This window comes from Zavarzinia sp., from assembly GCF_041650655.1.
In the GTDB taxonomy this organism is placed as follows: Bacteria; Pseudomonadota; Alphaproteobacteria; order Zavarziniales; family Zavarziniaceae; genus Zavarzinia.
This window is the reverse complement of the sequence record NZ_JBAZKR010000032.1, coordinates 11,243-23,429: the sequence shown is the minus strand read 5'-3', so window position 1 is coordinate 23,429 and position 12,187 is coordinate 11,243. Positions and strand designations below refer to the sequence as shown.

The window sequence follows — 12,187 nt, the reverse complement described above, 5'->3', positions numbered from 1 at the left end:
CACCCGACCTGCACATAGTTCGCGACCGTCGCGTTGCAGCATTTCAGCCTGCCCATGGCGCGGATCGGCGACCCGAGCTTCCCGGGTTCGGACGGCCCCGGCCTGCCGAACGGCACGCTCGCCCGCCCCCCACAGCAGGGTGTTCCGCCCCGCCACGCCTCCAGGATCCCTATACCACTCCCCCGGCCCCCTGCGGCGTGGTGCCGCGCCACCGCATCCAAAGCCCGAGTCCCGCATTTCGAGACTGGGACCTCGACCGAGGTCGTGTTGCGAAGCAGTATGGGCACCAATAAGAATTGGTATATATTCGTCGGTGCTGCGCTGCGGGGGAGGTCGGGGAACGGCAGCGGCGTGACAATCCGGCGGGGGGTTGTCGATGTTCGACGGTGGTCTTCGGGGCGGCCGAATTGTCGAGGAAGTCGGTGCGCCGTGGGGAACCGATAGTTGTATCTGATTGCTCTTTGTTCGGGTCGTCTGTCCGGCTTGGCGCGCCATCTGTCCGGGGGGCCTTTCCCCTTTAGGGCCCGTGCGTCCGGTCTGCCGGTGTTTCCGGTCCGGAGAGGTCGAGGTTCGGCTCTGCCGAGATGCTTCAACCACACCCGGACCAGGGGGTTTCGTGCCGGCCGCGCGATTGTTAGCGTTCCAGGCCCGGCTTGGCCGGGTAGCGGAGGATCGTGGCGGAAGGCGGGTCATTGTCGTGATGACGAGGCACGACGTTATTGATACTTGAATTGAGGAGATTGCAATGGAACCGATCGAGGCGGAGGGGCGTAGGCGGAGCAATGTGGTGGAGGCGCTTCCCACGAGCTTGCTGAACAGGCGCCCGCGGCCACCGCTGAGCTCGGCGGCCAGGGAAGGAATTCTCGCATCGGCGGCGAACGCCTTCGATCTCGCCGTTGCCGGCATCAACGAGATGAAGCTCGGCCTGGGCGACGATTTCGTCGAGGCAGTCGTCACGCTGGAGCGGGTGCGCGGTCGCATCATCCTGACCGGCATGGGCAAGAGCGGCCATGTCGCCCGCAAGATCGCCGCCACCCTGTCGTCGACCGGTTCGCCAGCCTTCTTCGTCCATCCCGGCGAAGCCAGCCACGGCGACCTCGGCATGATCGGCCGGGACGACGCTGTGGTGGCGCTGTCCAATTCGGGCGAGACCGCCGAACTGATGAATGTCATCGAATATACCCGGCGCTTCGGCATCCCGCTGATCGCGATCACCAAATCGCGGGAGAGCACGCTGGGCGAGAAGGCGGACATCACCCTGGTGCTGCCGTCGACCCCGGAAGCCTGCCCCAACGGCCAGGCCCCGACCACCTCGACCACCATGACCCTGGCACTGGGCGATGCCATCGCCATGGCACTGCTCAATCGCCGTTCCTTCTCGGCCGAAGACTTCAAGGTCTTCCATCCGGGCGGCGCTCTCGGCAAGCGGGTGCGCATCGTGCGCGACATCATGCGACGGGGCGAGAACCTGCTGCTCTTCAACACGGACGTCCTGATGGAAACCGCCATCATCAAGATGACCGAAATGCGTGCCGGCTGCGTCGGCATCGTGAACGAGAAAGGCGATCTGATCGGCGCCATCACCGACGGCGACATCCGCCGCAGCATGTCGGCCGACCTCCTGTCGCTCAAGGTCAGCGAGGTCATGACGCCCGATCCGGTGACCATCCGGCACGACGCGCTGGCTGCCGAAGCGCTCTTCGTCATGAAGGAACGCGGCATTTCGGCGGTCTTCGTCCGCCAGGGCGAGCGTCTGGTCGGCTTGGCCGACATCCACGACCTTCTGGCCGCCGGCCTCTGATCGGGTTTCCGGGCGCGCGGCGGCACCGCCGAAGTGCCCGGAGCCGTGCCGGCGGACCCCGCCGGCGCCCTGCCCCCCTCGAGTCGTGCCCCTCTTGAATAGACCCCCGAAAGAACCGAGGATGCCGCCCGCCCAACGGTACGGGCGCCGGCGGCGGACTCACGGCCGCCCGCTTCCGCTGATCTAGGAGCCCAGCACCATGTCTCGCGCCACCATCATCATTCCCGCGCGCTATGCGTCCACCCGCTTTCCCGGCAAGCCGCTGGCCAAGCTGAAGGGCGCCTCGGGCCAGGCGCGGACACTGCTGGAGCGCACGGTGCTGGCGGCCCGCAAGGTCGACGGCATCGACGCCATCTATGTCGCGACCGACGACGCGCGCATCGCGGCCGAGGCGGAACGCCTGGGCGCCGCCGTGGTGATGACCTCCGAGAGCTGCCGCAACGGCACCGAGCGGGTGGCCGAGGCGGCGACCAAACTGAACCTCGATTCGGAAGTCCTGATCAATCTCCAGGGCGATGCACCGCTGACCCCGCCGTGGTTCGTCTCCGAGCTGCTGGCCGCCATGCTGGCCGACCCGTCCTGCCAGGTGGCGACCCCGATCCTGCGCTGCGACGTCGAGGCAATCGGCAATTTCCTGGCCGACCGCAAGGCGGGCCGGGTCGGCGCCACCACGGTCGTGGTCAACGCCAAGGGCAATGCGATGTATTTCTCGAAGGAGGTCATCCCCTTCACCGACGGCCGCACCACGGTCGACGGCATCGTGCCGGTGTTCCACCACGTCGGCCTCTACGCCTACCGGCGCTCCGCCCTCGAAGCCTACCGGGGCTTCCCGGTGATGCCGCTCGAGAAGCTCGAAGGGCTCGAACAGCTCCGCTTCCTCGAGATGGGCTGGCCCATCCGCGCGGTCGAGGTCGAGGCACGCGGCCATTCCTTCTGGGAACTGAACAATCCCCAGGACATCCCGCTGATCGAGAACTACCTGGCGAAGATGGGCATCGACTGACGCCCCCCGTCAGGACGGTGCGTCAGGGCTGGCCGCGTCAGGACAGGCGGGCGATCGCTTCGATCACCCGGTCGAAGCTCGCCGTCTCGTGTTCCGAACTCAGGAAGAAGCGGAGCCGGGCGGCGCTTTCGCCCACCGCCGGATAGATGATCGGCTGCACGTTGATGCCCTCGGCGAAGAGGGCATTCGACAGGTTCACCGCCTTCATCGAGCTGCCGACGATGGCCGGCACCACGGCGAAGCCCTGCGACAGGCCGGTGTCGATCCCGGCGGCGCGCGCCGTCTCCAGGAAGTAGCGGCCGCGCGCCTGTAGCCGAGTCACCCGTTCCGGCTCCTCGCGCAGGATCGCCAGCGCCTCCAGCGAGGCCGCGGCCATCGGCGGCGGCATCCCGACGCTGTAGACGAAGCCCGAGGCATAGTAGCGAAGCTGCTCGACCAGCGCCTGCGAGCCGGCGATGAAGCCGCCGCAGCCGGCCAGCGTCTTGCTGAGCGTGCCCATATGGATGTCGACCGCTTCCGGCAGTACGCCGTACTGCTCGCAGGCGCCGTGGCCGGTGGTGCCGAGTACGCCGAGGCCATGGGCTTCGTCGACCATGAGGAAGGCGCGGTGGCGCGTCTTCAGCTCGACGAAACGCACCAAATCCGGGCAGTCGCCATCCATGCTGTAGAGGCTCTCGATCACCACCAGCACGCGTTCGAACTGGCCGCGCAACTGGCCGAGCAGGGCTTCCGCCGCGGCATGGTCGTTGTGCGGAAAGGAGCGCCGGGTGGCGCCCGAGAGCTTGATGCCGTCGAGCACGCTGGCGTGGATCAGGCTGTCGTGCAGGATCAGGTCCTTCGGGCCGAACAGGCTGCCGATGGTGCTGACATTGGTGGCATGGCCGCTGACGAAGACGATGCAGTCCTCGACCCCGATCCACTCCGCCAGGGCCTGTTCCAGGTCGCGCTGCACCGGGCGTTCCCCGGCCACCAGCCGGCTCGCCGAGGCCGAAGTGCCATAGCGGTCGATCGCGGCCTTGGCGGCGGCATCGACCCGCGGGTGATGCGACAGGCCCAGGTAGTTGTAGCTGGAGAAATTGTCGTATTGCCGCGCGCCGATCACGGTCTTGGCGCCCGCCGCCCCCTCGTGGACGCGGAAGAAGGGATTGTCGATGGCGAATTGCTGCGCAGCACTCTTCTGCAACGCCATCAGCTCGTAATTGGGGAAACGGTCGAAACGGTAGAAGGCTTCGGGCAGGGATTGGTAGCGGCGCGCCGCGGATTCCGCATTGCCATAGGCTTCCACGGCCGGCGTCTTGGCGCCGCGCGAGCGGAAACGCCTGATCAATTCGTCCTTGGCGCCGTCGCCGAGGCCGATCTCGTCCTTGCTCATTACGCCCCTTCCGGTTCGACTGCCTGCTGGCGGCGGGTCTCGACGACGATACCGCCCTCGACCGTCTCCAGCGACAGTTCCTCACCGTGGCTTTCGGCCAGCGCCTGCGCGACCGCCAGCAGATCGTTGCCCGGAGCCGGCCCTTCGCCGGCCGGCTGCAACAGCCGCTCGACGATGAAATCGGCCACCTTGCCGACGGTCGCCCGCGCATTGGCCATCATCGCCGGGACACGGACGCCGAAGCGCCGCTCGAGGCCGAGGCCCAGTTCGACCGCCATCAGGGAATCGAGCCCCATCTCGCTGAACGGCTTCTCCGCTTCGATCGTCTCGGCGTCGACGCCGAGGATTTCCGCGAGCTCGCGTGCCGCCAGCCCGATCACGATGGCGCGCGCCTCGTCCGGCGTGCGGCCGGCGAGCAGCGAGGCGATGTCCTCGCCCGCCTCGTCGCGGAACCCTGCGGCATCGCGCAGAGCGGCGAAGCGCGGCGTGGTCGCCGACGGCAGCACCTTGGCGAGCGTCGCATAATCGAAATCGGCGAAGGCCAGCGTGCCGCCATCCTCGGCCAGGGCGCGGTCGAGCAGGTCGAGTGCTGCGCGCGCCGCCAGCGGCGGGGCGCCCAGGCGGGCCGCCAGACTGTCGCGCACCGCCTCGTTGCGGGCGAGATAGCCGGCGTCGCCGATCGGCCCCCAGGCGACGCAGACCGCCGGCAGGCCATGGGCGCGGCGCCAAGCCGCCAGCCGTTCGAGCGCCGCATTGGCGGCGACGTAATTGGCCTGGCCCGGATTACCGATGAAGGTGGTGATCGAGGAATAGAGCACGAAGTGGCGAAGTGCCAGGTCGCGCGTCGCATGGTGCAGGTTGAGCGCACCCTGGATCTTGGGCGCCAGCACGCTGTGCCAACGCGCGGCGTCGAGCGAGGCCATCAAGCCGTCGTCCAGCACCATGGCGGCATGAAGGATGCCGGTGAGCGGCGGGCAGGTGGCGCCGAGATCGGCGATCAATGCCGCGACCGCGGCCCGGTCCGCGACATCGCAGCGCCGCAGCTCGACCCTGACCCCGGCGGCTTCGAGGCGGGCCGCGGCACCCGCGGCACCCGGCGTCTCCGTCCCGCGGCGGCCGGCCAGGACGACGCAGCCGACACCCCGTTGGGCGAGCCAGGCCGCCGATTCGAGGCCGAAGCCGGCGAGCCCGCCGGTGACCAGCCAGGTTTCGTCGCGGGCGAAGCGGCGGGGCTCGATCCGGCGGGGCGGCGCCTGCAGGCGAACCTTGGCATCGGCCATCGAGACCACGATCTTGCCGATCTGGCGGGCCTGTTGCAGGGTCCGGAAGGCTTCGACGACATGGTCGGCGCCGAACAGGCGATGCGGCAGGGGCACCAGCACGCCCGCGCGGAACAGGGCCATGACCTCGCCGAACAGGCGCGCCGCCAGGGCCGGCCGGGCGGTCAGCAGCTGGTCGGCATCGATGCCGAAATAGCTGATGTTGTCCTTGAACGGGCGCAGGCCGATCGGCGTGTTTTCGTAGAAGTCGCGCTTGCCCAGTTCGAGGAAGCGGCCGAACGGGCGCAGGATCCGGAGGTTGCGCCGGATCGCCTCGCCCGCCAGGGAATTCAGGACGACGTCGACCCCCTCGCCGCCCGTAATCGCCAGGATCTCGTCGGCGAAATCGAGGCTGCGCGAATCGAAGACGTGATCGGCCCCGAGCCATTCGACGAAGGCGCGTTTCTCGGCGCTGCCCACGGTGACGAAGATCTCGGCCCCGAGATGGCGGGCGAGCTGCATCGCGGCAATGCCGACGCCGCCGGCACCGCCGTGGATCAGGACCCTCTCGCCCGGCTGTACGTCGGCCAGGTGGACCAGGGCGTAATAGACCGTGAAGAAGGTGGTCGGCACCGTGGCGGCGGCCGCGAAGGACCATTCCGCCGGCTTGTGGGTGAGGGCGTCCGCCCGGGTCACCACGTGGCTGGCATAGCAGGAGGCACCGAAGCCCATCACCGCGTCGCCCGGAGCGAAGCCGGTCACGCCCTCGCCCACCCGGGTGACCACGCCGGCCATCTCGAGCCCCAGGCTGGCCCCGGCAAAGCCCTTTTCGACGGCCTCGTCGGGCAGCAGGCCCATCAGATACATGACGTCGCGGAAATTCATCCCCGTCGCGGCGACTGCCACTTCGACCATGCCGGGCGCCAGCGGCGCCGCTTCGGGCAGAGGCTCCCAGAGGAGGTTGCGGAGCTGGCCGGGGGTGTGGAAATTCAGCCGGAAGCGCGCCGCCGCCGCCGGCGGTGCCACGGTCGTGGCCGCGGCCCGGTCCATGCGCAGGGCGAAACGCCCTTCCGCCTCCAGCACGATCTCGCGCTCGCCGTCGGGCCAGAGCAGGTCGCGCGACAGCAGCGCAGCCCCTTCCGCCGCATCGACGCCCGGCGCCAGGTCGACCAGGGTACAGTCGAGGGTGTGGCTCTCGTTCATCACCACGCGCCCGAGGCCCCACAGGGCGCCTTGCAGCGGATCCGCGGCGAGACCGTCCCCGGCACCCTCCAGGGCACCGCCCCGCGTCACGACCCAGAGCCGCGGCGGCGTCGCCGCTTCGGCAGCGGCATTGGCGAGGTGGAAAAGGCCGATCAGCGGCTGCTCGTCGAACGCCTGCGCGAGTTCGGCACCCGCTGCCGCCGGCAGCCAGACGAGATGGCCTGGCGCCCCGAGTCCGGCCAGCGCCGCCTGCGCGGTGGCCGGAGAAGCGACAAAGCCGGTGTCCGGAACCAGGGTCACGGTCTGCCCCGCAGCAAGGAGCGCGCTCTGCAGGCCGGCAGCGAGATCCGCGGTCGCCGGCGCGTACACCAGTGCCCAGGCCGCGGCCGGCGGCGGCACCGGCCGCGCGATGGCGCCGTCGTCCGGCCGCCGGGCCAGGACGAGATAGGCACCGCCTTCTTCGGACTCCGCCTCGTGCCAGGCGTGCACCTCGGCAAATCCGGTGCGCGCCACCAGTTCGATCCAGGATTGGGCGGGACGCAGGCGCGACACCACTTCGCCGGCCGGCCCGAGATGCCACCAGTCGGATGTCAGCACCTGGGCCAGGTTGGCCGGCAGGTCCGGGCTCCGCTCGGCCAGCAGCAGCAGGCCGTCCGCCGCCACCATGGTCTGCAACCGGGAGAGTACCGCGGTCGGCGCCTCCAGCCGGTGCGCGCCCTGGCCGAAGACGATCACGTCGTAATGTGCCGGCAGGGCATCGTCCGCGCCGAGCGCCCCCGTCTCGACGTCGAGACGGGCGAGCGTGACCGGGGAACCCGCGGCCTGTTCGGCGGCGATCCGGGCCATGCCTTCGTCGTCGAGCCCGGCGACGACGTGGCAGACCCGGTCTTCCGGTAAGGCCGCCAGCGCGCCCGCGGCCAGCGCCCGCCCGCCCAGGGGCAGGATTTCGAGCACACGCAGGCGGCGGCCGCGCGGCCAGGCCGCCACGAGCCGGCCGATCAGCGCCTGTATCGCGGCGCGCACGCCGGCATAGGCGGGCGCTTCCTCGACCAGGATCTCGTCCTGATAGCCTGGAACCGGCAGCGTTGCGGAACCGTCGCCCGCGAGCAGGTCGGGCAGAGCACGGGCCAGGCGGCTGATCGTCATGACCTCGGGCAGATCGACCGGGTGGTGGCGGACCAGGGTCTGCCAGATCTCGGTGGCAGGCGGCAATTCGCCCAGGGCGACGCGGGGGGTTTCAGCGCCGTCGCGGCGCAGCATGGCTTCTTCCGCCAGGACCGAAGTCAGCCAGCACGCGGCCAGGCGGGTTTCGGCCGGCAGTTCCGCCGGCCGTTCCAGCGCCGCGGCGAGCCAGCCGGGCCGGCGCCGCTCGATCGCGTCCGCCGCCTCGGCGATCAGGGCGACGGCGAGGGCGTCGATCAACGGCCTGGCCTCGCCGTGATAGGCCTCGCGCTGCGGCGCGGCAGCGGTGGCCCAGGCGGCAAGCTCGGCCATGAGCGCCGCGGTATCGGGTAGCGGCGCGTCCATCTCCGCCGCGGGCAGGGGCGCCAGGCGGCGGCCGATCCGCCAGCTCGCGGTCGGGGCGACCGTGCCGGCATGTTCGATCGGTGCTGCACGGAAGCGGCAATCCGCCATGGTCGCGACCAGGGCGCCGCCGGCATCCAGCAGCTCGAAATCCGCCCGGGCCGAACGCCGGCTCTCGCCGGTGAAGAGGCGGGCGCGGAAGGCCGCCACCGGCGCCACCGCGTATTGCCGGAAACTGCCGATGCGGACCGGCAGGAAGGCGGTACGCTCGCCCTCGGCGATGCGCCCGGCGAAGAAGCAGACCAAGGCCTGGAAGCAGAGATCGGTGGCGGCCGGATGGAACAGATAGCCCTGCTCCGCCGCGCCGGCCTGGAAGCCCGGCACGATCGTCGCCTCGAGCCGGCTGCCGTCGGTGGCGACCCGCTCCAGCCCCCGGAAGGCCGGGCCGTAGTCGAGCCCGACCGCCTGGGTCAGGGCATGATGCTCGGCGCCCGAAAGCACGGTGGCAGCGGGGCCGGGCGCCTCGATCGCAGACCGCGGGGCCGGTGTCGCCGCCGACTTGGCCAAGCGCCCGGCGGCATGGACGGTCCAGGGGTCGTCGGTCAGGCGGCGGCGGCCCAGGATCTGGAAGGCGCCGTCGCGCGGGCCGATCACCAGCCGGGTCGAATAGCCCCGCTCGCCCTCGAAGACGATCGGATAGACGATATCGAGCCCCTCGATCTCCGCCGGCGCCCCCTCGAAGAATTCCCGCCCGGCGGCCAGCGCCATTTCGGCGAAGGCGGCCCCCGGCAGCACCGTGGCCTGGCCGACCTTGTGATCCGCGAGCCAAGGCAGTTTCGCGGGGTCGAGCACATTCTCCCAGCCGATGGCGATTTCCTTCAGGCGCCAGCCCAGCAGGGGATGCACCGGCTCGCGCCGCATCAGGCCGTAGCCCTCGCTGGTGGCCGGCATCCAGTGGCGTTCGCGCTGCCAGGGATAGGTCGGCAGGGCGACCGACGGCACGGCGGCGAGCTGCACGGCCGGGGGCGAGACGAGAAGGCGGAGGGCTGCCGCCGTCTTCTCGACCCGCTCCAGGCCGTCGTCGCCGCGCCGGAGCAGGGGGAACACGCGCCCACCGCCATGACCTTCGAGGCTCGTCGTAACGTAGCGCTGCAGGATCGCATGGGGCCCGATCTCGACGAACAGGCGGCAGCCCTGGTCCGCCATGGCCGCGACCGCCTGGCCGAAGCGCACCGGCAGGCGCACATTGTCCCACCAATAGGCGGGGCCGAGCCGGCTGCCGTCCAGCCCATCGCCGGTGACGGTCGAGAAATAGAGCGCGTCGCTCGCCGGCCCGGGGGCGAGACCGGCCAGATCCGCCACGAGATCGGCCTCGACCGGGTCCATGGCGGCACTGTGGAAGGCATAGTCGAGGTCGAGCACGCGGAAGAAGGTGCCCTGCGCCGAGACCGTGCGGCCGAGCGCTTCGAGCTGATCGAGCGGACCGGACAGGGTGACGTCGCGCGGGCTGTTGATGCCGGCGATCTCGACCCGGTCGTGGCCGCCCTTGGCGATCAGTTCCGCCGCAGCCTCGGCCGAGAGGGCGGCCGCCGCCATGCGGCCCTGGCCGCGGGTGCGCGCCTGGGCGGCGCTGCGCAGATGGATGACGCGGATCGCCTGGTCGAGGTCGAGGGCGCCCGAAGCCCAGGCCGCCGCCACTTCGCCCACACTATGGCCGGCGACGGCATGAACCTCGACCCCGGCTTCGCGCAGCATCCGGGTCAGCACGACCTGGAGCGCGAAGAGGGCGGGCTGTGCCACCGCGGTATCGTCGAAGCGCTGCGGGTCCGGATCGGCCAGCACCGCGCGCACCGAAAAGCCGACGACCGGCGCCATGCGCCGGTCGAGCTCGTCCAGGAGGGCGGTGAAACGCGGCGCCTCCTCGAGCAGGCGGAGCCCCATGCCGGGCCATTGCGAACCGTTGCCGGTATAGAGGAAGGCGATGCGGACCGGGTCTTCCGCCTTGACTGCCGTCTCGGTCACCACGCCGGCCGGCGTCTCACCGGCTGCGAAGGCTTCGAGGCCGGCGATCACCGTGCCGACATCGCCGACCGGAAAGGCCGCGAGCTGGTCCAATCGGTCGCGCCGGTAGAGCGCGGCGGCCGCCATCGCCGGCAATGCCTCGGGTTCCGCCTTGAGCTGTTCGGCATAGAGCCCGGCGAGGCTGCGCAGGGCCTGGGCCGAACGGGCCGACAGGACCAGGGCCGGCACGGCCGGCGGCTCGGGCGGCCGGCGCGCTGTGCTGCGGTATTCCTGCAGCAGGACATGGGCGTTGGCACCACCGAAGCCGAAGGAATTGACCCCCGCCACCAGGGCACTGCCGTCGTCCCGCGCAAGGCCGCGCGTCCGCGTCACGGCATCGAGCTGGAGGCCGGCGAAATCGATGTTGGGATTGGGCTTTTCGAGATGCAGGGTGGGCGGCACCTGGTGCTGGCGCAGCACCACGAGCGCCTTCATGAAGCCCGCCATGCCCGAGGCCGCCTCGAGATGGCCGAGGTTCGACTTGACCGAGCCGATCGGCAGCGGCCGGCCCTGGCGCCGCGCCTTGCCGTAGACGTCGCCGATAGCCTTGGCCTCGATCGGATCGCCCACCGGCGTCCCCGTGCCATGGGCTTCGACATAGTCGACATCGCCCGCATCGAGGCCGGAGCGGCGCAGCACGGAACGCATCAGCTCGGCCTGACCTTCCCAGCTCGGGATGGTGATGCCGGTCTTGCGGCTGCCGTCGGCATTGATGCCGCTGGCCAGGATGACACCATAAATGTTACAGCCCTCGGCCAGCGCGGCGTCGAGCGGCTTGAGCAGCAGGACGGCGCCACCCTCGGCCCGGACATAACCGTCGCCCTCGGCATCGAAGGGCCGGCACAGGCCGCTCGCCGAGAGCATCGAGGCTTTGGTGAAGCCCACGAAGGGATAGGGATGCAGCAGCATGTTGACGCCGCCGACCAGGGCGGTCGAGGCGGTGCCGGTGCGCAGCGTTTCACAAGCGTGGTGCAGGGCGACCAGCGACGACGAGCAGGCGGTATCGACCGCGACCGAGGGGCCGCGCAGGTCGTAGAAATAGGACAGGCGGTTGGCCGCGATGCTCAGCGTGCTGCCGGTCATCGAATGAGGGCCGATGGCCGAAAGGTCGTCCATCACCTGGACGCCATAGTCGAGCCCGGAAATGCCGACATAGACGGCGCAGTCGCTGCCCCGCAGGCGCGACGGCGGCAGCCCGGCATTCTCCATCGCTTCCCACGACAGTTCGAGCAGAAGCCGCTGCTGCGGATCCATCAGGGCTGCTTCGCGCGGCGAAATTCCGAAGAACCCGGCGTCGAAGCCACTCACATCGCCCAATGTTCCAGCCGCGAAGGTGATGCTGCGGCCCGGCTCGGAACGCCGCGGATGAACCAGAACGTCGGTCGCCCAGCGGTCGCGTCCCACCTCACCGACGACGCAACGACCAGAACGAAGAACCTCCCAGAATGCAACCTCGTCTTCAATTCTGCCAGGAAATCGAAGAGCAATACCTACGACCGCAATATCCGGCACTAATTTTTGCTTCACATACACCTCGGCTCAACTTCAAGAAACTGGGCTAAGCTTACTCTCGGAACAAACAATCTTATATTTGCGGCAAGATATCGTATCCGCCAGCCGGCAGGCAATCGCTTTTGGGAACTTCGCCGGCCCTCGCGAAATCATGGTAACACGGCGCCGCAGGCCCGCCGGGTGCGCTTCCCTTGCCAAATCAAGGCTCCCGGTCTATCAAGGTTTCGCCGTGGCGGGGCAGGCGGGGCGCCCAGGTCAGAAGGGCGAGAGCACAGGTGTGAGAACGCCTCGCAGACCGGCATACCGCGGATCGGACCCGCCGACTCACGCTGGCCTCGTCGGGAATCGGCCACGCGGCCCATGTCCGCGCGTGGGATGTCGTCAGTTGGGGGAGGTGGGGATCGGCCGATGCGTGGGACCCTGTTGAGCCTCCCGCCATGGCTGGACTTCCG

At 69.8% G+C, this 12,187-nt stretch carries 4 protein-coding genes; 2 read left to right on the top strand and 2 right to left on the bottom strand.

The genetic code is table 11. From position 1 onward, the window contains the following. Positions 1–745: 745 nt before the first annotated feature. The gene (locus WC493_RS09425) at positions 746–1,801 is read left to right on the top strand and encodes an SIS domain-containing protein (protein WP_373064893.1); all 1,056 of its coding nucleotides are present in this window, start codon (positions 746–748) and stop codon (positions 1,799–1,801) included. A 199-nt stretch (positions 1,802–2,000) separates the two neighbouring features. Then, a complete protein-coding gene (locus tag WC493_RS09420; RefSeq protein WP_373064891.1) occupies positions 2,001–2,804 on the top strand; it encodes a 3-deoxy-manno-octulosonate cytidylyltransferase in 804 nt (267 codons plus the stop codon). Positions 2,805–2,841: 37 nt separating this feature from the next. On the opposite strand, the gene WC493_RS09415 is transcribed toward WC493_RS09420, so the two are convergent. Next, positions 2,842–4,176 (bottom strand): aminotransferase class I/II-fold pyridoxal phosphate-dependent enzyme, encoded by a 1,335-nt coding sequence (locus WC493_RS09415; RefSeq protein WP_373064889.1) that lies wholly within the window; start codon positions 4,174–4,176, stop codon positions 2,842–2,844. Next, on the bottom strand, positions 4,176–11,735 hold the full coding sequence (locus WC493_RS09410) for an SDR family NAD(P)-dependent oxidoreductase (RefSeq protein ID WP_373064923.1): 7,560 nt from the start codon (positions 11,733–11,735) through the stop codon (positions 4,176–4,178). Before WC493_RS09410 ends, WC493_RS09415 begins: the two co-directional genes overlap by 1 nt. Positions 11,736–12,187: the final 452 nt, after the last annotated feature.

Excerpts from the sequence above, each read along its gene's own strand:
- WC493_RS09420 (WP_373064891.1), top strand. The coding sequence starts at position 2,001 with ATGTCTCGCGCCACCATCATCATTCCCGCGCGCTATGCGTCCACCCGC.
- WC493_RS09425 (WP_373064893.1), top strand. The coding sequence starts at position 746 with ATGGAACCGATCGAGGCGGAGGGGCGTAGGCGGAGCAATGTGGTGGAG.
- WC493_RS09415 (WP_373064889.1), bottom strand. The coding sequence starts at position 4,176 with ATGAGCAAGGACGAGATCGGCCTCGGCGACGGCGCCAAGGACGAATTG.